The following is a 22304-nucleotide window of genomic DNA, read 5'->3' on the forward strand; positions in this document are numbered from 1 at the left end:
GTGTTTCCGCTCACTTGGGCATCAGCACCCACATCTCACCCCGCTGCTTCATGCGGCTGGCGGCCTCGCCGGCGGCATCGCCGTGGCCCCAGTAGAAGTCCGCGCGCACCGCACCCTTCACCGCGCTGCCGGTGTCCTGCGCCACCATCAGGCGTTGCAGCGGCTGCTGGGAGAGCGGCTGGGTGGTGGAGAGAAACACCGGTGCGCCGAGCGGGATCTCGCTGGGGTCCACCGCGATACTGCGCTCCGAGGTGAGCGGCACCCCCAGCGCGCCCACCGGGCCGCTGCTGTCGGAGAGTGCCTGGTCGCCGGTCAGCTCGCGGAAGAACACCATGCGCGGATTGACGTTGAGCATCTCTTCCACCTGGCTCGGGTGGCGCCGGGCCCAGGCGCGCACGCCGGGCAGCGTGGCCTCGGCGGGGGTGATCTCGCCGCGGTCGATCAGCCGCTTGGCGAAGGAGCGAAACGGCTGGTTGTTGGTGCCGGCGTAGGCCACGCGCATGGTGGTGCCATCGGTCATCTCGATGCGCCCCGACCCCTGGATCTGTAGATAAGCCGCTTCTACCGGGTCATCGACCCACACCAGCTCGGTGCCGTTCAGATCGCCGCTGCGCATCAGCTCGCGGCGGGTCGGGCCGACGTGGGTGTGCTTCTTCCAGTACTTCGGATACTCGTAGAGCGGCGTCTGGTAGGGGCCGCCACGCACCCGCGAGCCGCGCAGGATGGGCTCGTAGTAGCCGGTGATCAGCCCGGTGGAGCTGCCGTCGCTGTTGGTTACCCGGTAGGGCGTGAAGCGGGTCTCGAAGAATTGCTGGATCGCCTGGGCATTGAGCGGGTCGACCGACTTGGCATCGGCACACACCCCTTGCCATAGCGGCTTGCGCGCCAGCCGGGTGCAGCTTTCGCGAAAGGCGCTCCACGCCGCCATTGGCTGATCTCGGCTCCAGCCGGGGAGATGCTGCCAGCTGGTGACGCGATCCTGGCGCTCGACCCGGGTCTCGGCATCGCCGCTCGGCGCCACGCTGGTGATCGGCGCGCTGCTGCAGCCGGCCACCACCAGCGCCAGCAGCAGGCTCCCCAGCAGTGCCGCATGCCGGCGCAGCGCAGCCATTGGCCGGTAGCGCGAGCGTGGCGCCGAAAGAGACGTCGATAGCGGGCAAGAAGACGCGGAAAAAGACAGCGCGGGGGAAGACGACGCGGGTAAAGACAACACGGAAGAAGAAGCGGCGGCGCGCTCGGCTGACAGCATACGGTTTCGATCCTTGAACACGGTAAGGTGGCGGCGCGGCGGGGCCTCGGTGCTGTCTGAAAAGTACTGCGCTCGCCCATGCGGCGTTAAAAATCGGCTGGAGCGCCAGCCCGGTCAAAAATGCTCATTTACACCCTGTAAACTGGAGCGCCAGCCCGGTCCGTTTTCGCCGATTTTTTGCCTTGCCTGGCCTTCGCTCGTCGACTTTTCAGACAGCACCTAAGTCGCCAACCAGCGAGCATATCGCCACCATCTGCCAGCGTCGAGATGCCGCCGTGCCGAGGCCTAGCCCTGCCCCTCGTTCGGCTGCGGCATTACACTATGCTTTTTCCCGCGGCAGGAACGCCCCATGACCCATGTCATCTCCATCCAGAGCCACGTCGCCTACGGCTATGTCGGCAACCGCGCCGCGGTCTTCCCGCTGCAGCGTCTGGGGCTGGAAGTCACCGCCATCAATACGGTCCAGTTCTCCAACCACACCGGGTACGGCGCCTTCACCGGCGAAGTGTTCTCGCCCGCCCATCTGCGGAATGTGCTCGACGGCGTCGAGTCGCTGGTCGGCCTGGGTGGCGTGGATGCGGTGCTCTCCGGCTACATGGGCGACGAGGGCATCGGCCGTGCGGTGCTCGATAGCGTCGACCGGGTCAAGCAGGCCAACCCCGAGGCGCTCTACTGCTGCGACCCGGTGATGGGCGATGTCGGCCGTGGTTTCTTCGTGCGCGAAGGGATCCCCGAGTGGATGCGCGACCACGCCATCCGCCGCGCCGATATCGTCACCCCCAACCAGTTCGAACTCGGCTTCCTCGCCGGGCGCGAGATCCACACCCTGGAAGACGCCCTCGCCGCCACCGCGGCGCTGCGTGCCCAGGGCCCGCGGGTGGTGCTGGTCACCTCGCTCGAGGTGGCGGACGACGACGCTGGCCATATCGGCATGCTGGTGGATGCCGCCAGCGGCAGCTGGCGCATTACCACGCCCAAGGTCGACTTCGCCATTCCGCCCAACGGCGCCGGCGACTTCACCGCTGCCATGTTCCTGGCCCAGAGCCTGCGGGCCGGGCTCGGCGACGAAGGCCCGGCGCGGGCGCTGGAGCAGACTGCCGCCGCGGTGCAGATGCTGTTCGAACACACTCGCCGGGCCGGCACCCGCGAACTGGCGATGATCAGCGCCCAGCACGATATCGTCTCGCCGACGGTGACCCTGCACGCCGAGCGCCTGCGCTGACCGATGACCCTCGCGGAGACACCCCAGCCGCCGCTCTATCTGGGCATGGCGATGTGGGCCAATAACGATTGGCGCGGCAGCCTGCTGCCGGCCCACGGTGACGCTGGCTTGGCCGACTACGCCCGGGTGTTCAACGCGGTGGAGGGCAACACCACCTTCTACAGCGGCCTGCCCAAGGCGGAGACCATCGCCGCCTGGGCCGCCCAGGCGCCATCGACCTTTCGCTTCTGCTTCAAGCTGCCGGGCCAGCTCACCCACGCCAAACGCCTGCGTGAGATCGACGACGAGTTCGCGCGCTTCGTCGAGGGCCTCGGCCCGCTGGCTCGGCGCTCGGCCCGCTAATGGTGCAACTGCCGCGGGATTTCGGCCACGCCGAACTGCCGGCGCTGGCGCAGCTACTCTCGCGCTGGCCGCCGGGCCTGCCCTGCGCGGTAGAAGTGCGGGAGCTCGAATTTTTCCACAAGGGGTTGGCAGAGCAGTCACTCAACCGCTTGTTGATAAGTCAAGACGTGGATCGCGTGATGCTCGATGTTCGCGCGCTATTTGCCACCCCCGCGGGGCTTGACAAAAAGCTCGCAGCCGCTCAAGGCGAAAAGCCGAAAGTCCCATTACACGTGCTCTCCACGGCGGTCAACCCTGTCGTGCGCTTCATCGGACACTTCGATGAAGCGATCAATGCAGCGCGCTTTGCGCCGTGGATAGAACGGCTTAGCCTGTGGATAAAACAGGGGAAAACCCCTTTTCTCTTTGTGCATACGCCGGATAATCGCCAGGCGCCGGAGCTGGCGCGCCAGTGCTACAGCCGGCTCGCCGAGCGGGTTGCGCTACCCCCGCTGGCCGAGTTCGCCGGTGACCGGCAGGAATCCCTGTTCTGAGTGGAAAGCCCCGCTAGAAACAGCGGCAGCACACCCTGCCATGGTTGATCTTCACGTTAAGGTCAAATCCCGGTAGGGTGAAGAAAAGTTAACAACAGGCAATGCCCGTGTCCGGCCCAACCTACGCCATTGGCGAACTCGCGCAGCAGTTCGACGTCACCACCCGCACCATCCGCTTCTACGAGCAGGAAGGCCTGCTCTCCCCCGAGCGCCGCGGCAAGACCCGCGTCTATCGCGACAAGGACCGTGTGCGCCTCAAACTCGCCCTGCGTGGTAAGCGCCTTGGTTTCTCGTTGATCGAGATACGCGAAGTGCTCGATCTCTACGACGACCGTAACCACGGCAGCGTGCGCCAGCTCGAACGCATGCTCGAAATCCTCGCTGACAAGCGCGCCAACCTCGAACGCCAGCTAGAAGACATCCGCGCCATGCAGCGCGAACTCGATCAGGTCGAAGCACGGTGCCGCGCTGCTCTCTCGGAAATCGATGGTGACGCTGAGATTTCGTGAGAGATTTTTTCCACGCCTCTCTCTGGTCTCGTTTCAATCCACCCTCCATTTATCCATTGGCTCGAAGGGTAATGGCAAGCATTCGATGCGTCGTTTAGCTAAATGGAGTGAAGTCGATTTGAAAAGGGCTTTGGCCAGAATGCAGGCGGCTCATTAAAATTAGACAGTTGTATCATCGATGCCGCATGAAAATGTGTCGGCTTGAGAGATTCCACATATGTCTTATAGGACATTGGCTATCGTTCGCGTAGGAAATAATCTCTCGTGTGTAAATAATTTGATGGAAAGTATCTTTGTGTAACCATTGCGGTGCACTGCTTGAGTGAAGGTTGGTGTCGTGTTAGTTTTCGGCTTCATTACATTACCCCCTTTTTTATGAAGCAATACTCTCAAGGAGAGCGCTCATGGGACTTGCCATCGCCGGCGTCATCGTGAATATATTATTAGCGGCAGCGGTTAGCGTAAATGTTATGCAAGACCTCTCGGGAACTGCTTCGACAGTATTCCTCACCCTCACGGCGGCTTCTCTGGCAGCGACAATTATCGGTTTTTTTATAGCTATCAATAATCGCAATACTCGGCTTGGGCCCATCATGATGATTGTTGGCTCGATCATCTTCGTGCCCGGCGGGCTTGTTGCGATATTTGGCGCCAAGCGTCTCATGAGCCAGTCGAAGCAAGACCAGCGAGCCCAGGAAAAGTTCGAAAACTAATCGCTATCCTGTATCCATCACTTTTGCTAACCATAGAAAGGGTGGTTCGTGTCAGAATCAGAGTCCTTCGAAGATAACTGGTATTATCAGGGTAATGGGCGTGTCCTCGGACCATTCAAAAGAGAGGCCATGATCGTTGCTATTATGGACCGTGATATAGGCCCTGATACTCAAGTCTGGAATACGAGCTGGGCTGAAGAGGCTCCCACTAAACCGCTGCGGGATACAGAACTTAGTGATTATCTAACGTCCGACGCCAGAGAAAAATATGCACCCAAACCCGTGACGGATCGCTTGGCTTGGTTGCTGGCACTGTTTCCTGTTGCCTTCCTGTTTATCGATAGTGCTCTGATTTATAGCTATAGTCCGATCGCTTTTTCAAACGGTTATCTTTTTGCCGTGCCCATATTGTATTCGCTCATAGCACTGGTAGATGCCTTGAGCATTCGCGACAGCGGCCGAGGTAAGACACCCCTTTATTGGTTTTGGATCATACCCGTCTATCTCGCCGTCAGAGCGAAGACCCTCAAGAGGGGTATGCGTTTCTTCTGGATATGGTTGGTTTCATCGGTGCTCTATGGAGTCGTCGTCTTTGGTATCGTCGATGGTGGCTATCTCATGCCTTCGCTTCGCCCGCTACCCTCGTGTTCGAGCCCTATGGTCATCGATACGAACAAGCGGCTTTTCGATGACGCGATGCGAAAGAATAGAAACTCATATGGCAGTATGATTCGATCTCTTCAAAATGCACTGAGCTCCGAATATGGCAGCGCCGACTACTATAGTGCTTACTCTCACGTGAGTCATAGTGTGAAAGCTGCGGATATCGTAAATATCCAGCAGATCACGGAGACGCAAGATACCAGATCGTGCCAAGGTGTCGTGATTCCCTCTCGAGGACCACGCATGATGATCGACTACAGTATCACCCGAAGAGCCGGTGGCGTCGATATCGAGATGCATTCACGGTAGTGCTTTTTTACACGGCCAAGAGTAGATTGAATATGGAAAATGTCGATAATTGCGAAAGAAATAAGAATCGGCTCGTTGCATTGATCCTCTCCATGTGGTTTGGAGTTTTTGGTATCGACCGTTTCTACTTGGGGAAGTGGAAAACAGGCATCTTGAAAGCACTGACACTAGGTGGGCTTTTTATTTGGTGGTTCATTGACTGTGCGGTGCTGCTATTCGATGCTTTTCTTTTCTCACTTGGTAAAGAGAGGGGCATGGTGAAGGACGCCAAAGGTAAAGAGCTGAAATACGGACTTTCCATGTATCGACTCAAGAACGGGCGGTTCGAACGGGATTGGTTTAGGTAGGTTATTAATGATCTGCAGACGTTAGCTGCGGCGAACCCGAATGGCCCTTTGGTGATGGGCATCTTGGGCAAAAGGGCCGTCACCAATAGCGACTTCGATAGTCATGGGGGCGTTTTGGTAACACCAGCGAATGACAGCCAGTACGCGATTTCGTCACGAACTTCAGTCCCAACCATTCTTGCGGCCATGTTGCTGTGGGGTAGTTGGTGTTTTCTTGCCAACGCGGACGCACCTTGGCTTGTTCGCTCCGGTTTATCATTGGCTCAGGCGCTTGCTAGTGGCGTGATCACCTGGGGCTTATCACGTGTCGTGGCGCTAGCGATAGCACGTTGGGGGCGGCAATCTGCCGCTCGCTGGGTGATTCCTCTCTGCGTGGTCGCTGTGACTGGTAGTGCGCTATGGCTGCTGCACCTGGCACTGGGGACCCCTGAGCTGGCACGCACCATTATCCCTCCGATAATTGTTGCCTGGAGTTACTGCCAGTGGCTCACTTGGCGTTCATGCTGACACCGCAGCAACGTGAATTCTGTCAGCGAGGATGAGTGCGGGTATCGTATCAACGGTTTTTGGGGCACGAGCGTGCTCATTCGCAAACCGCTTTCGTTGAGGAATATTGTTGTGACATCACCCTCCGCCAACCGACGGCCAGTCAAGAGCCGCGATCATCGCTTAGCGCAGCGATTCGCAGCTTGGTTGAACCACTGTCATATCACGCCCAACCAGATCTCGTTGGCGAGTATGGGTTTTGCCGCTTTCGCCGCGCTGATGCTGGTGACTTGGCGCCACGCGATGAGCGAAGCACAGTGGGTGTTACCGCTATTGGCAATAGTCGGTATCCAAGGGCGCCTGCTGTGTAACCTGTTCGACGGTATGGTCGCGCTGGAAGGAGGGCGCTCGACGCCCGGCGGGGAGCTTTACAACGACATGCCGGATCGGGCAGCGGATGCGCTGTTGCTGGTGGCTGCAGGCTACGCTGCGGGCGAATTTTGGAGTGTGGGTATCTGGATAGGCTGGCTAGCAGCACTGCTGGCGGTCGCGACTGCCTACGTGCGCGTATTGGGAGCCTCGATGGGGGCACCGATGCGCTTCTCCGGGCCAATGGCCAAGCAGCACCGGATGGCTGTACTGAGCGGGGCCTGTCTGCTCAGTGTGCTCGAGCCCTACCTCTGGGCCAAGGGCATCGTTCTGGCCATTGCCGTAGCTGTCATCGCCGTCGGCAGTGCCTTGACCATCGCGCGCCGCACCCGCGAGATCCACGCGTATTGCGAATCCGCTGCCGCTGATCGGTCAGGAGCGCACGATGTTTGAGATTGCCCCGCACGTCGAGACGGTGGTCATCGCGGTGCTCGCTCTTCTCTGTATCGCCAGCCTGTCGCGAGCATGGCTAGGTCAGCGCTATCCGGCACGCGACCTGCTGGAGCTCAAGCAGCGTATCCGCTCATGGTGGTGGATGATCGGCCTGCTATTCGTGGTCCTGCTGCTGAATCGAGACGCCGGTATCGTGTTCTTCGCTTGTCTCAGTTATCTGGCGCTCAAGGAGTTCTTCTCGATCGTACCAACGCGTCTGGTGGATCGCCGCGTACTGTTCTGGGCCTATTTGGCGATCCCTCTTCAGTACCTGTGGATCTGGCACGAATGGTACGGAATGTTCAGTGTCTTCGTACCGGTCTACGTCTTCCTGTTTCTGCCGGTGCGCATGCTGCTGCTTGGCGACAGTCAGGGCTTCATTCGCGCGGCAGGGGTAATCCATTGGATGGTGATGCTGGCGATCTACTGCGTCAGCCATCTGGCGGCACTACTGACCCTGCCGGTGCTCAATCCGCAGCGCGGATACCTGGGGCCGGTGCTGTTCGTGCTATTCATCACCCAGTTCAACGATGTCTGCCAATACGTCTGGGGCAAGCGCATCGGGAAACGTGCGATTCTGCCGCGAGTCAGCCCCAACAAGACATGGGGCGGATTCCTCGGCGGCGGACTGACGGTGACGCTCTGCGCCGGCTTGGTCGGCCCCTATCTGACTGGCATGTCCTGGCCGCTCTCGCTGGCGGCGGGCGCGGTGATCGCCGTATGCGGATTCTTCGGTGATGTCGTTATCTCCTCCGTCAAGCGCGACCTTGGCATCAAGGATACCGGGCAGTTGATCCCAGGGCATGGCGGGATTCTCGACCGACTCGATAGCATCATCTACACAGCGCCGATCTTCTTTCATTTTTACCGCTTTTTCGCTTACTAAGGTGTTGTCATGCAGCGTTGGTTGAAAGTGCTCTTCTTCCTTCTGCTGGTCCGTCCGCTCATTGTGTTCGTCATTGGGCTAAACGTGTTCCAGCGCGAACGCGTGCCGCGACAGGGGCCGCATGTTCTGGTCGCCAACCACAACAGCCATCTCGATACCCTGGTGCTGATGAGTCTGTTCTCTTGGCGTGACTTGCATCGTGTACGACCCGTGGCGGCGGCAGACTTTCCTCGCTAACCGCTGGCGGGCCTGGTTCTCGACCCACGTGCTCGACATCATTCCGATCCGGCGTGACGGCAGTGGCGACCGGCGAGATCTGATGGCTGACTGCCGCGCAGCGCTGGCGGCGGGGGATATCGTGATCCTGTTCCCGGAGGGGAGTCGAGGCGAACCGGAGGCGATGCAGCCGCTGAAAAAAGGGATCTTCCATCTGCTCAAGGAGAGCCCTGAGATACCGCTGACGCCAGTCATGCTACGTGGCCTGGGGCGAGCCCTACCCAAAGGTGAGGCGCTGCTGGTGCCACGCAATTGCGATGTCGCTATCGGTGAGGCGATGCATGTCGGAGACGACAGTGCCGCTTGCATGACTTCGCTAAAGGCGGCGTTCGATACACTCGCAGAGCAGTGCCGGTGGGTAGCGTCTGGCTCGATGAGTGGCAGTAGCTAAGCTCAGCAGCCCGTATAGCCAATGTATTGAGCAGATGGATCACATGTTCCGTGCTGCAAGACTCGCGGCTATCGCGAGAAGGACGCGTCGGCCAACTCAAGCGCATGCTCGAAATCTTCGCCGACAAGCGCTCCAACTTCGAACGCCAGCTGGAAGACATCCTTGCCATGCAGCGCGAACGCGACCAAGTCGAAGGCGCGGTGCCAGAGTGCGTTGGGCGAATTGAAGGAAGCCGAGCGCTCTTGAATCTGGCCTCTCTCGCTACGCCCAGCGAGCAGTGATCTTCCTACCTCCTAAATAATCTTCGGTTTCCAACGCACCAGTGTCCCTCCCTCTGACGCCACGACTGATTAATGCTTTCGTGGCGTTGTTTCTAATGTAATGCTTGGTTACTGTGCGTATAACAGCACAAGAGATGACTCACAGCGTCACAAGCTCATAAGGGACAGCCGCGCTGGGATGATGATAACCATCGTCATCCTCCATGGCTGGCGGTAGCGTGGCGGCCTTCACCAAAAGCCTACCGAACGCCCCCTCATCACATGCTTGTATCTATGCACAGTCATATCGGACCAAGCAAAACGTATGAGCACGCGAATTTTGCAAAGCATGCCTAGCTATTCCGAGAGCCCTTTAAACTCAATGGCTTAAGTGCGGAAAAGCTGTCTAGATAAGACTATTAAACGCGCGATCTTGTTCAAGTGGCAAAGAGAGCGGGCTATTTAATGCCTGTTAGACAATGGGGGCCGGATGAATCTAGTACACTTTCCGAGTCGGTGCGACGAGAAGTCAGTTTTTGAGTTTTGCTCCGAGGTTGAATCCCACTCTGGCAGTGAAATCGTCACCATAGAATTCTCGTCTATGGGGCGAATTGAGCCATTCACGATGGTTTATATTGCGAACCGAATCCGTGACTTCAATAGGAGCAACCGAGGAACCATAGTCAGGTGCCGTGGCTTTCAAGAAAAAGACTACGCCGCGAACATGGCGTTCTTCCGAGCCTTTGGGCTCAAGCACGGGAGAGAGCCTAGCGAGGTGCCGGGAAACGATCGATTTGTTCCGTTCACCATCCTGAGAACACAGACGATCGTTGACGAGGCATCCCGAGAGTGGGAGGTCCCTCAGGAAATTGTTGAGCGTCGTGCGGAGCACTTGGCGACGGTGCTGTCTCGGAACGAGTCGGATAACCTGCTGGATGCCCTGACGTTCTCGATTCGGGAGATAATGAGAAACGTCGTTGAGCATAGCGGATCAAAGGCCATCGAGTACTGCGCGCAGTACTGGCCAACGTACCACCGCGTAGAGATCGCAATACTAGACAATGGTATGGGCCTGAAGGATTCACTTTCTTCAAACCCATACGTCGAGGTGGAATGCGACTCGGACGCAATTCAGCAGGCACTGATGCCGGCCATATCCAGCAAGAATTACGCTGGAGCAAGAATCAATACAAAAGACCCTTGGCACAACTCGGGATTCGGCTTGTACATGAGCAACCGGATCTGCAGGTTGGGCGGAAGCTTCCTGATATGCAGCGGCGACCACGCTATAAGGCTGGATGAGAGCGGAAAGGAACATATAGACATCGGACACCACTGCCCAGGGACCGCTGTAAGGATGGTTCTAAATACAAGAAAGTTAGCCTCACTCAGCGGGATGTTGCAGCAGTTCCGCTCGGAAGGGTATGAAGTAGCTAGACAGATAAAAGGCGTTGGTGTTTACGCGGCCTCGGCGGCGTCCCAGATGCTATCACGGGACTTTCAATAGTCGCCCTTGCCTAGTTACCGCCGTCTCAGCGATGACTGAGAGCCTAACCATGAGTTCGAGTCCGACCGTTGGGAAGCCGCGCGGCGGCTTCCCAACGGCGGCTCAACTCAAACGTTATACCCCTTGAGAAGCCGTATGGATGAATCTAAGCGTATAAAGAAACTTCGCCGTGAGATGGTCAATGTAATTCCGAAATTCCCGAACAATCTGAAAACTAAAGAAAAGCTTGAACAAGAGTCCTTGACTACGCTGCTGGTCCATTATCTCAATTGGGTGAGTCGGTACATTTCTGTTAAGCCAAGAAGAATCACTATTGAACCAACAGTAACTTCTGATTCACGCTGGAAAGCACTCAAGTCAAATGTTGAAGCGTTGCTCGCGAAAGCTCATGATGGCGAAAATCTATGTCCAAATCTCTCTATACAGCCAAGTACCAGGGGCTATACTCCTGCAGCTTCAGAAAAAGGGCCGGACGTAGATAGGTGGGAAGATAAAGACCTTTTGCTAAATGCGATGGGGTTTCATCATTTTCACTTAGGTACGAAAATCGAAGCGGCTGGTTACGCTGAAAGAACGGATGAATTGTTGTTTGCCCGAGTAACACGCGAGGAGTTTGTAGCCATAGGTATTTTTGATCACACCGTTTTTGAACCAACTGGCGACGACATGAGTGTTGAAAGAAAACGCCTATGGGAAATGTTCGGTGAGAATACAACTTGTGGGGTTCCGCCCGGATCAGTTGTGATGCCATCTCCCATCGCGACTTCAGGGCATCCTATTCACCTCGTGAGCACCGCCCAAGAATATGCACGGTTTATACGTGAAATCGACCCCAAATTGGATGATCGTGATTTCGTAGAGGGTCTATACCAAGACGCATGTTTCGAAAAACCTAAAAGCCCTAATCTGAGTTGGGCGCTTAATTTTTCCGATCTTGGCATTCATGAAAAAAAATCTAACCATCTGTTTGTAGTGCGCAGAGGGTTCAACTAATTAGAGGTATGGCAATGCCCTGCAGTCGACCCTCTTTCCACTACTTTCCTTAGATCATTCGCTCCAAACGGCCGGATGAAGGCAAACATTATCATTTTAGTGACTCTATTAACTAAGCTCTTCGTGGATCGATTTAATAAGTACACATTTTTGGAGGATTATATGATCGTCATTTATGGCATCAAGGCGTACTTGAACCCTATCAAGGCGCAGCTGTCGGATGTCATTCATAGTTGCATGCAGGATGTTCTCGGGATGCCGGCGGGCAAGCGTGCCCATCGGTTCGTACCGCTGGACGCAGAGGATTTCTATTTTCCTGACGATAGAACGTCGGCTTACACGGTCATCGAAATCAACATGATGCAGGGGCGCTCCAAGGAGACGCAGAAGGCGCTGATCAAGGCGCTTTTCCGCCAGATAGAAGCCGAGGTCGGCATATCGCCCATCGATATTGAGATCACGCTCAAGGAGCAGCCCGCTCACTGCTGGGGATTTCGTGGCATGACCGGAGATGAAGCGCGTGATCTACAATATTCCGTGAATGTCTGACGTGGCAGCTATTGCCTAGACTCATGCACGTGGAACCAACCGAGTACTGACGATGGATTGGCTGACGTTCATTTCGAGCCTTGTCAGGTCGCTGGCCTGGCCGGTGTTCGCCCTCATTCTCGCGCTTCTCTTCCGCGACCAAATTCTGCAGTTTGGATCCTTCATCAAGAAGCTGCGGGCCGGACCCATCGAGGCTGAGTTCGAGCACGACCTCGAACAGTTGCGCTCGCTATCTCCAGGTAGGGATGACGTCGTCGGTGTGCGTGCTGGTGAAGAAGAAACTTTTCTCACCGAGCTGGCCGAGCGCCATCCCCGTACGGCGATACTGGAGGCGTGGACTCGACTGGAACGCGCGGCCCGCGCATCGCTATCGTCACGGGAAAGCGAAGATAGTAGCCCGGGCGAGGTATCAGCGGCTCGGCTGCCGGAACTGCTGGTGCAGGCGGGTCTGATCGATCAGCCACAGGTGACGCTGTATCATGAGCTTCGGCGTTTGCGTCGCGAGGTGGCTCGCGATCTGGAGCCGACGAAAGAGGCAGCGCAAAACTATGTCGAGTTGTGTCGCGCGCTTCAATTTCAGATCGATCACGGAGCCTAGAGTGGTTGGTCCATGAATGGCTAGCGCGCTGCCAACGCCACATCCACCTTCGACCAATTTAGCCTGCCGATTGTCAGCATCAAGATTAACTGCGGGGAATAAGATGAACCAGGACGAGATCAAGGCACTGTTCGACCAGCAGGCGGCAAGCTACGACCAGCAGTGGGCCAAGACGTCACCGATTCGGAATTGTCTGCATCTGTTGCTGGGGTCGTTGTTCGCGGATTTGCCAGCGGAGGCACGAATCCTCTGTGTCGGGGTGGGGACGGGCGATGAGCTGTTCTATCTCGCCTCACAGCATCCTGGTTGGCGTTTTACGGCCGTGGAGCCGTCGGGGCGTATGCTCGACGTCTGTCGGGAAAGGGCCGAGAAGGAAGGTGTGACGTCTCGCTGCACCTTCCATGAGGGGTATCTGGAGTCACTACCCACCGCCGAGCTACACGATGCCGCGACCTGCCTGCTCGTCTCGCAGTTCATCACGAATCTCGACGAGCGCTCCGGTTTCTTCCGTGGCATTGCCGCGAAACTCAACTCGGGTGGCATTCTCGCAAGCGCCGACCTGGCGTCAGACATCGCGTCACCCGAATATGACGTACTGCTTCACGCGTGGATGAACATGATGTCCGCGGCCGATGTCTCCGAAGAGATGATGGCGCGGATGCGCCATGCCTATGCGCATGATGTCGGTGTGCTACCGCCAGCGCGGATTGCCTCGATCATCGAGGCAGGCGGTTTCGAACTTCCGGTGCCGTTTTTCCAGGCGGGGTTGATCCATGCATGGCTTTCCCGCCGGGCTTGAGTGAATACCCCTCTATCCTTGGAAGCGATTCCTGCAAGCCCGTGAGTTGGCTAGGGGGTTCCATTAGGAAGAGGTTCGCTTCGCCGTCAGCGCCACCCCCACCTTCGACCGATTCGGCTTGCCGATGGTCTGTGTTATCCACACCCCTGTCTCTGCCAAGTTATCCAGATCCACGCCGCTGTCGATGCCGAGGCCGTTGAGCAGGTAGATCACGTCTTCCGTGGCCACGTTACCGGTGGCGCCTTTGGCGTAGGGGCAGCCGCCGAGCCCGGCGACGGCGCTGTCGATCACGCCGATGCCCTCTTCGAGCACGGCGTAGAGGTTGGCCAGTGCCTGGCCGTAGGTATCGTGGAAGTGGGCGGCGAGTTTGTCCCTGGGGATATCGCGGCCCACGGCGTCGAGCAGGCGCTTGGCCTCGAGCGGGGTGCCGACGCCGATGGTGTCGCCCAGCGAGATTTCATAGCAGCCCATCTCATAAAGCGCCCGGGAGACCTCGGCGACCCGCTGGGGGGCGACCTCGCCTTCGTAGGGGCAGCCGAGCACGCAGGAGACATAGCCGCGCACGCGCACGCCGGCTTCCCGGGCGCGTTCGATCACCGGTTCGAAGCGCGCCAGCGAATCGGCGATGGAGCAGTTGATGTTCTTGTGGGAGAACGCTTCGCTCGCTGCCGCGAAGACGGCGACCTCCTCGACACTGCACTCGAGTGCGGCTTCCAGCCCTTTGAGATTGGGTGTGAGCGCGGAGTAGACTACGCCCGGCCGGCGGCGAATGCCGGTCATTACCTCGCGGTGATCCGCCATCTGCGGCACCCATTTGGGCGAGACGAAACTCGCCGCTTCGATCCGCTTGAGCCCCGCCGCGCCGAGCCGCTCGATCAGTTCCAGCTTGGCCGCCGTGGCGATGGGTTCGGATTCGTTCTGCAGGCCATCGCGCGGGCCGACCTCTACCACACTGACTTGCTTTGGCATCCCCATCTCACTTTCCTCGGCTCTGTCTGAAAAATGCCTGCGCTCGCCCACACTGCGTTAAAAATTGGCTCACTGAACAACGTTCAGAACGTCCGAAGGACGGCCCGAAGGGCGAGCGGAGCGAGTCACATACTCATTTACACCCGCGTAAACTCCGCTCCTTCGCCAATTTTTGCCTTGTCTGGCCTTCGCTCGCCGACTTTTCAGATAGAGCCTAATTCGCTTCGGCACTGGCGTCGGCGTTGGCGAACGCGAGCAGCTCATCCCCCTGCGCCACGGCGTCCCCCACCGCGACATGGAAGGCTTCCACTGCGCCGTCGGCGGGGGCGCTCAGGGTGTGCTCCATCTTCATCGCTTCCACCACCACCAGCGGCGTGCCTTTCTCCACTGTCTGGCCGGGTTCGACCAGCAGCGCCACCACGGTGCCGTGCATCGGCGCTGTCAGCTTGGCTTCGGCCTCTTGCGGCAGATGGTCGGCACGGTCGGCGCGGCGCCAGATCAGGCGCGACTCTTGACCTGCGGCGGTGAGCACGATGGCGTCGCCCTCGCTGGCTGGGTCGAGCCGGGCGAAGAGGCGCTGGCGATGGCCATCCAGGGTGAGCGCCAGGGTGTCGTTGTCGAGACGCTGGCACTGCCCGGCGAGCCGGCTCGTCTCCTCGCCGTCGCGCTGCACTTGAAGCTGCCAGGTCGCCTGTGCTGGCTCCTGTGCCAGACCCTGAGTCAGCGCCTGGGTGGCGATCACCTCGTACGTTCCGCTGCCGTCGGTTTCCTGAAAGGCGAGACGTAGCCGGCGCGGCGCGTTGAGCCGCCAGCCGTCGCGACGTTGCCAGGGGTCGTCGGCGCGCGGTGCTCCTTTAGCAAGATGCTCCATCGCCACCAGGGCCGCGCGGGCGATATCGGCATCGGTGGCGTGGGGCGCGGCGAACAGATCGTCGTGATGATGCTCGATAAAGCGGGTATTCAGCTCGGCGGCGATGAAGTCCGGGTGGGCCACTAGACGCTGCAGGAAGCGGCGATTGGTGGTCACGCCGCTGATATCCAGCGCGGCCAGGGCGCGGGCCATCTCCGCCAGGGCCTGGCCGCGATCCTCGCCGTGGACGATCAGCTTGGCCAGCATCGGGTCGTAGTGCATGGTCACCGTGTCGCTGGCCTCGACGCCGCTATCCAGGCGGATGCGTCCGTGCGAATCGGCGCTCTCCAACGGCAGCGCAAAGCGCAGCAGCTTGCCGGTGGCGGGGAGGAAGTCGTTGTCCGGGTCTTCGGCGTAGAGCCGCGCTTCGATGGCGTGGCCGGTGAGCGTCAGTTCGTTCTGCGCCTTGGGCAGCGCCAGGCCGGCGGCAACCCGTAGCTGCCACTCGACCAGATCCTCGCCGCTGATCATCTCGGTGACCGGGTGCTCGACCTGCAGCCGGGTGTTCATCTCCATGAAGTAGAACGGTGAGCCGTGCTCCTGCGTGGTCTCGGCGGCGGCATCCAGCAGGAACTCCACCGTGCCGGCGCCGACATAGCCGATCTCCTGGGCGGCGCGCACGGCGGCCTCGCCCATCTCGCGGCGCAGCGCCTCGGGCAGGTTCGGCGCGGGGGCCTCTTCGAGCACCTTCTGATGGCGCCGCTGCACGCTACAGTCGCGCTCGAACAGGTAGACGCCGCCCCCGAGGCTGTCGCAGAACACCTGCACTTCGACATGGCGCGGCTGGGTCAGATACTTCTCGATCAGCATGCGCTCATCGCCGAAGGCGGCGCGGGATTCGCGGCGGCAGCCGTCGAGCGCCGCCTGGAACTCACGCTCGGACTCGACCACCCGCATGCCCTTGCCGCCGCCACCGGCGCTGGCCTTGAGCAGCACCGGGTAGCCGATCTTGCCAGCTTCTTCCCGCAGCATGGCGTCGTCCTGCGCTTCGCCGTGATAGCCGGGTACCAGCGGTACGCCGGCGCTGGCCATGCGCGCCTTGGCCGCGGCCTTGTCGCCCATGGCGGCGATGGCGCTGGCCGGCGGCCCGATGAAGATGATTTCGGCGGCGTCGCAGGCGGCGACGAACTCGGCGTTCTCGGAGAGAAAGCCGTAGCCCGGATGGATGGCGTCGGCGCCGCTGCGCTGGGCAGCCTGGATGACCTTGTCGATGGCGAGATAGCTCTCGCCGGCCGCCGGGCCGAGGCGGATCGCTTCGTCGGCCTCGCGCACGTGGCGGGCGCGGGCGTCGGCATCCGAATAGACCGCGATGGTGCGCAGGCCGAGGCGCGCGCGGTGCGGATCACCCGGCAGGCGATCTCGCCGCGATTGGCGATCAGCACGGCGCGCAGCGGGCGGGGCGCAGTGGCGAGACTCATGAGCGCGGCTCCTTGTCGCCGCCGCTGGCCGCGAGCCAGGCGGGCGGGCGTTTGTCGAAGAAAGCGGCCAGCCCCTCCTGGCCTTCGGCGCTGACCCGCAGCTCGCTGATGGTGCGGCACGCGGCCTCGCGGGTGGCGTCGCTCTCCGGTTCGCGGGCGATCTGCGCGAGCAGCTCCTTGGTGGCGCGCTGGGCCTGTGGGGAGGCAGCGAGCAGGGTGTCGATCTGGCGGTCGATCTCTTCATCCAGCGCGTCGCCAGCCACCACCTGGTGCACCAGCCCCAGCTCGCGTGCGGTGGCGGCGTCGATCACCTCGGCGGTCAGCGCGTAGCGGCGCATCTGGCGGGCGCCGATGGCGCGCTGGACATAGGGCCCGACCACCGCCGGCGAGAGGCCGATCTTGACCTCGGAAAGACAGAAGCGCGCCGCCATTGATGCGATGACCAGATCGCAGCAGGCGGCCAGCCCCACCGCGCCGCCGTAGGCCGCACCCTGCACCCGGCAGAGCGTGGGGCAGGGCAGGGTGTCTAGCCCGTGCATCAAGCGCGAGAGCTGGCGCGAGTCGGCCAGATTGTCGTCGACGCTGTAGTCGACCATGCGCTTCATCCAGGCGAGATCCGCCCCGGCGGAGAAGTGCTTGCCGTGGGAGCCGAGCACCACCACCCGCACCTCGCCGCTCGCAGCCAGGGCGTGGAGGCGTTCGAGATGGGCGTTGAGTGCGGCGATCAAGGCGTCGTCGAAGGCGTTGTGCACCGCGGGGCGGTCCAGCGTCAGCCGCGCGACGCCGCGAGAGTCGATGTCCAGTTGGCAGTGATGGTGCTCATTTAGCCGTTTCCCTCTATCCGCTAAAGGTGGCGAGCGCAGCCCCTTTAGGATTACATCCTGAAGACGCCGAAACGCGTCTCTTCGATCTCTGCGTTCATTGCGGCGGAGAGCGCCAGGCCGATCACATCGCGGGTCTGCAATGGGTCGATCACGCCGTCGTCCCACAGCCGGGCGCTGGCGTAGTACGGGTGGCCCTGGCGCTCGTACTGTTCGCGGATCGGCGCCTTGAAGGCGGCTTCCTCGTCTTCCGGCCAGTCGCTGCCGTCGCGCTCCATCTGCTCCCGTTTCACCTGCGCCAGCACGTTGGCGGCCTGCTCGCCGATCACCGAGATGCGCGCGTTGGGCCACATAAACAGCAGGTTGGGGTCATAGGCGCGGCCGCACATGCCGTAGTTGCCGGCGCCGAAGCTGCCGCCGATCAGCACGGTGAACTTGGGCACCTTGGCGCAGGCCACGGCGGTGACGAGTTTGGCGCCGTGCTTGGCGATGCCCTCCTGCTCGTACTTGGAGCCGACCATGAAGCCGGTGATGTTCTGTAGAAAGATCAGCGGGATCTGGCGCTGGGCACACAGCTCGATGAAGTGCGCGCCCTTCTGCGCGGACTCCGAAAACAGCACGCCGTTGTTGGCGACGATACCCACCGGATGGCCGCACCAGTGGGCGAAGCCGGTGACCAGGGTGTCGCCGTAATAGCGCTTGAACTCGTCGAAGTCGGAGTCGTCCACCAGCCGCCCGATCACCTCGCGCACGTCATACGGCTTGCGCAGGTCGGTGCCGACGATGCCGTAGAGCTCCGAAGGGTCGAGCCGCGGCGGTCGGGATTCGCGCAGCGCCAGCTCGCCGCGCTTGCGCCAGTTGAGCCGGGAGACCGCGCGGCGGGCGAGCTGCAGCGCATGGGCATCGTTCTCGGCGTAGTGGTCGACCACGCCGCTGATCTTTGCGTGCACGTCCGCGCCACCGAGATCCTCGGCGCTGATGGTCTCGCCGGTGGCGGCCTTCACCAGCGGCGGGCCGCCGAGGAAGATAGTGCCCTGGTTGCGCACGATGATCGATTCATCGGCCATCGCCGGCACGTAGGCGCCGCCGGCGGTGCATGAGCCCATCACCACCGCGATCTGCGGGATGCCGGCGGCGGAGAGCGTGGCCTGGTTGTAGAAGATGCGGCCGAAGTCGTCGTGGTCGGGGAAGACCTCGTCCTGCGCCGGCAGGTAGGCGCCGCCGGAGTCGACCAGATAGAGGCAGGGCAGGCGGTGCTTGCGGGCGATCTCCTGGGCGCGCAGGTGTTTCTTCACCGTCAGCGGGAAGTAGGTGCCGCCCTTGACCGTGGCGTCGTTGGCGACGATCACGCACTCCACGCCGCTGACCCGGCCGATGCCGGCGACCACCCCGGCGGCGGGCACCGGGGTGTCGTAGACCTCATGCGCCGCCAGCGCGCCGATCTCGAGAAAGGCCGCGCCCTCGTCGAGCAGCTGGTCGATGCGCTCGCGCACGAACAGCTTGCCGCGGGACTCGTGCCGGGCGCGCGCCTTGTCGCCGCCGCCCCGGGCGATCTCGGCGCTCAGCGCGTGGAGCTTGTCGACCTCCGCCCGCAGCGCCTGGGCATTGGCCTGGAAGGCCTCGGCGCGGGGGTTGATCTGGCTACTCAGTATGGCCATGCGACCCTCCTACGCGGACTCCGAGAACAGTTCCCGGCCAATCAACATGCGCCGAATCTCGCTAGTGCCGGCACCGATCTCGTAGAGCTTGGCATCGCGCAGCAGCCGCCCGGTGGGGTACTCGTTGATATAGCCGTTGCCGCCGAGCAGCTGGATGGCATCCAGCGCCATCTGGGTCGCCTTCTCGGCACAGTAGAGGATTACCCCGGCGGCATCCTTGCGGCTGGTCCGGCCGCGGTCGCAGGCGCCGGCCACGGCGTAGAGATAGGCGCGGCAGGCGTTGAGCGTGGTGTACATGTCGGCGAGCTTGCCCTGGATCAGCTGGAACTCGCCGATCGCCTGACCGAACTGCTTGCGCTCATGGACGTAGGGCACCACCACGTCCAGACACGCCTGCATGATCCCGATCGGGCCGGCGGCGAGCACCGTGCGCTCGTAGTCGAGCCCGCTCATCAGTACGCGTACGCCACGGTTCTCCTCGCCCAGCACGTTCTCCGCCGGTACCTGGCAATCCTCGAACACCAGCTCGCAGGTGTTGGAGCCGCGCATGCCCAGCTTGTCGAGCTTCTGCGCGGTGGAGAAACCGGCGAACCCCTTCTCGATAAGAAAGGCGGTGATGCCCTTGGCGCCGGCCTCGGGGTCGGTCTTGGCGTAGACCACCAGCACGTCGGCGTCGGGGCCGTTGGTGATCCACATCTTGTTGCCGTTGAGCACGTAGTGATCGCCGTGTCTGTCGGCGCGCAGGCTCATCGAGACCACATCCGACCCGGCGCCGGGCTCGGACATCGCCAGCGCCCCGACATGCTCGCCGCTGATCAGCCCAGGCAGGTACTTGGCCTTCTGCTCGGCCGTGGCGTTGAGCTTGATCTGGTTGACGCAGAGATTGGCGTGGGCGCCGTAGGAGAGCCCCACCGAGGCGCTGGCCCGGGAGATCTCCTCCATGGCGATACAGTGGGCCAGATAGCCCATGCCGCTGCCGCCGTCTTCTTCGCTGACGGTGATGCCGAGCAGGCCCATATCGCCGAACTTCTGCCACAGGTCCGCGGGGAAGGCGTTGTCGTGGTCGATCTGGGCCGCGCGCGGGGCGATCTCGTCCCGGGCGAAGGCGTTGACCTGCTCGCGCAGCATGTTCAGCTCGTCGTCGAGGCCGAAATCGAGCTCGGTGTAGGGGGCGTGCATCGGATGATCCTCCGCTGTCGATGGGCGAGAACGCGGGCGCCTGGGGCTCGCAGGTGTTCTCGACTTTATACGTTGACGTTAACGTCAATTAGCGGGTAGGGCCAGAGGCCCTCGACCATGGTCTAGGCTCGCATGCGTAACTCGCAGCTCGTTCGAGTATCGGAGAGCATTTTCCCGAGGGCTTTCCTTAAGCGCTCATTTCCAAACCCTCTGAGGATGGGCGCAGGGGCGGGCAAAGCGTGGGACTTTGCTATGGATGGAGAAGGTAGCGTCCAGGGATGGGTTCACAGCGCCCCCGCGACGCCCTGACGCCGGATAAGCCCACTTCGTCTAGCGATTGTGAAAGGCGTTCTAAGGAGTTGGTATAGATCGGCGGTAGTCGGTCATCAACGACTCACTGATTAGGCGACCATACTATATACCTGGCAGGCGAGTGTTGCGGGGACATTACATCGGGTAGCCAGATGAAGCGATAGCGATCATGTGTACCCCTTGATGATATGACACTTGGGGGCTGAGACCCCCGTGAGTGTGGGCGCGATGTGTCTCTTGATAAACGGTGTACACGGTTTATTTTGCGGATCACAGCGTTCGGTAGTCCCGTTGGGTATCTATTGCAGACGCGATTATAATCCCTTGCGAGACCCTGGTTTAAGATATATGGTTGCCTGTAGGTCGGCTGGCAGGAGTTTGCTTCGCGATAATCTTTTCGTCGTTGCCTTTTATGGTGGCTGGCGATAATCGTGGTGCTTTTCATGCTGTAGTCATATAGGATGCCAAGTTCTCGGGGGGCATTATGAGGGGGCGCAAACGTGTCAGGCGAAAACGTGAGGTCGCGCTGAAAGCTGGCTCTATTCCGCATCATCTGTTCGAGGGAAGTCGATGGGAGCCCCTAAGACAGGGGCCTGTCGCATTTTTGTGGCGGCCAGTCGAAGGTTTGATATCTCCTCAAACATGCAGCTTCATCTATCAGTATTTGCCTACTGTCGCTGTGAAGGCATTCGATTCGACCTCTTTAGATTACTGGCGATACTTTTTCAGTTACGACACACTATGGCAGTTCTCCGGTCTCGCGCTTGTGGTCGATCAGGAGGGTGAGATCGTGGCCTGGGGCGCTAGCCAGGAGTTCTCCGTCGGGGGGCGGCGAGTGTTATATGCAAGCTCCGCAGGGGTGGAGCCAAGCTATCAAGGCAGTGGGTTGTCGAGCCGAATCTGGCGTATGCTTCTTTTATCGGCCTTGTTTGACTCTCCACTCCGCCCTCTCTATGTAACGATGCGAGTCGGTAACCCCCTTGTCTATAGCGCGTGGTCAGCGGGCGCAACGAGAAAAAAGGACGTCTATCCTCGCCCCGGATCGGGCGAGATACCCTCCCATATTCAAGCGATTGGCAACCAGGTTGCTAAATACTTAGGGCAAAAGGATCTTTACGAGCCCGACACCATGGTTGTTCGCAATGCTTATGGGTTTTTGAATGAAGGGCTCTGGAGTCGACGGCCATCGAGTGACTGGAGCGAAATCGATGGCTGGATGAACCATTGGCTTGGCGAGAAGGACGCGTTTGTGATGGTTGTCGCCTTCTCTCCGATAAAGATGGCCATGAATGAGTGTCAGCGGCAGATCGTGAAAAAGCTTGGCTTGAGAAATAAACTGTCGTCGCGCCGTTGAGGTGCCAACTCGTATGACATAAAGAATGTGGGCTCGGCACTTCTGTCTGCATGCATCAGCGGGTTCCGTGGCTGCTAGCTCTCGTTATGATCCCATCTCTCTCCTCCGGCCATAAACCGCTTAGTGAGATGTTTATGATCGGTCAGGAGGGAGAGCATCTAGTGTTTTCAGCACTCATGAGGACACGTTG

21 protein-coding genes and 2 pseudogenes are annotated in these 22304 nt (G+C 60.3%); 17 read left to right on the forward strand and 6 right to left on the reverse strand.

Annotation, left to right across the window (positions count from 1 at the left end; genetic code table 11):
• Window positions 1-10: 10 nt before the first annotated feature.
• Window positions 11-1111 carry a murein transglycosylase A gene (gene mltA, locus CN538_RS07305; RefSeq protein ID WP_106419007.1) on the reverse strand — a complete coding sequence of 367 codons (1101 nt, stop codon included), beginning with the start codon at window positions 1109-1111 and terminating at the stop codon, window positions 11-13.
• Window positions 1112-1598: 487 nt separating this feature from the next.
• Here mltA and pdxY point away from each other — a divergent pair, with 487 nt between their 5' ends.
• The 16 genes and pseudogenes from pdxY (at window position 1599) to CN538_RS07375 (ending at window position 13493) form a co-directional block, all read left to right on the forward strand.
• Entirely contained in the window at window positions 1599-2471 is an 873-nt protein-coding gene (gene pdxY / locus CN538_RS07310; RefSeq protein WP_106419008.1) for a pyridoxal kinase PdxY, read from the forward strand.
• A 51-nt stretch (window positions 2472-2522) separates the two neighbouring features.
• Window positions 2523-3346 (forward strand): annotated as a pseudogene (locus tag CN538_RS07315) (DUF72 domain-containing protein).
• Between the two features lie 101 nt (window positions 3347-3447).
• On the forward strand, window positions 3448-3855 hold the full coding sequence (locus tag CN538_RS07320; RefSeq protein ID WP_106419009.1) for a MerR family transcriptional regulator: 408 nt from the start codon (window positions 3448-3450) through the stop codon (window positions 3853-3855).
• 404 nt (window positions 3856-4259) lie between these two features.
• Window positions 4260-4568 carry a hypothetical protein gene (locus CN538_RS07325; RefSeq protein ID WP_106419010.1) on the forward strand — a complete coding sequence of 103 codons (309 nt, stop codon included), beginning with the start codon at window positions 4260-4262 and terminating at the stop codon, window positions 4566-4568.
• 48 nt (window positions 4569-4616) lie between these two features.
• Window positions 4617-5540 carry a DUF4339 domain-containing protein gene (locus tag CN538_RS07330; protein ID WP_164999528.1) on the forward strand — a complete coding sequence of 308 codons (924 nt, stop codon included), beginning with the start codon at window positions 4617-4619 and terminating at the stop codon, window positions 5538-5540.
• A 32-nt stretch (window positions 5541-5572) separates the two neighbouring features.
• A complete protein-coding gene (locus CN538_RS07335; protein WP_106420576.1) occupies window positions 5573-5887 on the forward strand; it encodes a TM2 domain-containing protein in 315 nt (104 codons plus the stop codon).
• Between the two features lie 519 nt (window positions 5888-6406).
• Complete coding sequence (locus CN538_RS07340) at window positions 6407-7195, forward strand: CDP-alcohol phosphatidyltransferase family protein (RefSeq protein ID WP_207233666.1); 789 nt, start codon at window positions 6407-6409, stop codon at window positions 7193-7195.
• Window positions 7188-8120, forward strand: a complete 933-nt coding sequence (locus CN538_RS07345) for a phosphatidate cytidylyltransferase (protein WP_106419013.1) — start codon at window positions 7188-7190, stop codon at window positions 8118-8120. The genes CN538_RS07340 and CN538_RS07345 overlap by 8 nt, the downstream gene beginning before the upstream one ends.
• 9 nt (window positions 8121-8129) lie before the next feature.
• Window positions 8130-8357 (forward strand): 1-acyl-sn-glycerol-3-phosphate acyltransferase, encoded by a 228-nt coding sequence (locus CN538_RS24170; protein ID WP_207233667.1) that lies wholly within the window; start codon window positions 8130-8132, stop codon window positions 8355-8357.
• On the forward strand, window positions 8320-8787 hold the full coding sequence (locus CN538_RS07350; RefSeq protein WP_207233668.1) for a lysophospholipid acyltransferase family protein: 468 nt from the start codon (window positions 8320-8322) through the stop codon (window positions 8785-8787). The genes CN538_RS24170 and CN538_RS07350 overlap by 38 nt, the downstream gene beginning before the upstream one ends.
• 50 nt (window positions 8788-8837) lie before the next feature.
• Window positions 8838-9068 (forward strand): hypothetical protein, encoded by a 231-nt coding sequence (locus CN538_RS20900; RefSeq protein ID WP_207233669.1) that lies wholly within the window; start codon window positions 8838-8840, stop codon window positions 9066-9068.
• 703 nt (window positions 9069-9771) lie between these two features.
• Window positions 9772-10554, forward strand: a complete 783-nt coding sequence (locus CN538_RS07360) for an ATP-binding protein (RefSeq protein ID WP_129591318.1) — start codon at window positions 9772-9774, stop codon at window positions 10552-10554.
• Between the two features lie 135 nt (window positions 10555-10689).
• Complete coding sequence (locus CN538_RS19810; protein ID WP_129591319.1) at window positions 10690-11547, forward strand: hypothetical protein; 858 nt, start codon at window positions 10690-10692, stop codon at window positions 11545-11547.
• Between the two features lie 162 nt (window positions 11548-11709).
• A complete protein-coding gene (locus CN538_RS07365) occupies window positions 11710-12096 on the forward strand; it encodes a tautomerase family protein (protein ID WP_106420577.1) in 387 nt (128 codons plus the stop codon).
• 52 nt (window positions 12097-12148) lie between these two features.
• Window positions 12149-12694 carry a hypothetical protein gene (locus CN538_RS07370; protein WP_106419015.1) on the forward strand — a complete coding sequence of 182 codons (546 nt, stop codon included), beginning with the start codon at window positions 12149-12151 and terminating at the stop codon, window positions 12692-12694.
• Between the two features lie 103 nt (window positions 12695-12797).
• Window positions 12798-13493: a class I SAM-dependent methyltransferase gene (locus CN538_RS07375; protein WP_106419016.1), complete on the forward strand. Its 696-nt coding sequence runs from the start codon at window positions 12798-12800 to the stop codon at window positions 13491-13493.
• A gap of 63 nt (window positions 13494-13556) precedes the next feature.
• On the opposite strand, the gene CN538_RS07380 is transcribed toward CN538_RS07375, so the two are convergent.
• The 5 genes and pseudogenes from CN538_RS07380 to CN538_RS07400 all read right to left on the reverse strand — a co-directional run bounded on the left by CN538_RS07380 (window position 13557) and on the right by CN538_RS07400 (window position 20448).
• Window positions 13557-14468 carry a hydroxymethylglutaryl-CoA lyase gene (locus tag CN538_RS07380; protein ID WP_106419017.1) on the reverse strand — a complete coding sequence of 304 codons (912 nt, stop codon included), beginning with the start codon at window positions 14466-14468 and terminating at the stop codon, window positions 13557-13559.
• A gap of 208 nt (window positions 14469-14676) precedes the next feature.
• Window positions 14677-16790 (reverse strand): annotated as a pseudogene (locus CN538_RS07385) (acetyl/propionyl/methylcrotonyl-CoA carboxylase subunit alpha).
• Entirely contained in the window at window positions 16787-17593 is an 807-nt protein-coding gene (locus tag CN538_RS07390) for an enoyl-CoA hydratase-related protein (RefSeq protein WP_106420578.1), read from the reverse strand. Before CN538_RS07390 ends, CN538_RS07385 begins: the two are co-directional and overlap by 4 nt.
• A 71-nt stretch (window positions 17594-17664) precedes the next feature.
• Entirely contained in the window at window positions 17665-19269 is a 1605-nt protein-coding gene (locus CN538_RS07395; RefSeq protein ID WP_106419018.1) for a carboxyl transferase domain-containing protein, read from the reverse strand.
• Window positions 19270-19278: 9 nt separating this feature from the next.
• Window positions 19279-20448 carry an isovaleryl-CoA dehydrogenase gene (locus CN538_RS07400; protein ID WP_106419019.1) on the reverse strand — a complete coding sequence of 390 codons (1170 nt, stop codon included), beginning with the start codon at window positions 20446-20448 and terminating at the stop codon, window positions 19279-19281.
• Window positions 20449-21439: 991 nt separating this feature from the next.
• Between CN538_RS07400 and CN538_RS19815 the strand changes: the two genes are divergently transcribed.
• Window positions 21440-22114, forward strand: a complete 675-nt coding sequence (locus tag CN538_RS19815; protein ID WP_129591320.1) for a hypothetical protein — start codon at window positions 21440-21442, stop codon at window positions 22112-22114.
• The last annotated feature ends 190 nt before the right edge of the window (window positions 22115-22304 follow it).

Source organism: Salinicola tamaricis, assembly GCF_003006155.1.
GTDB lineage: Bacteria > Pseudomonadota > Gammaproteobacteria > Pseudomonadales > Halomonadaceae > Salinicola > Salinicola tamaricis.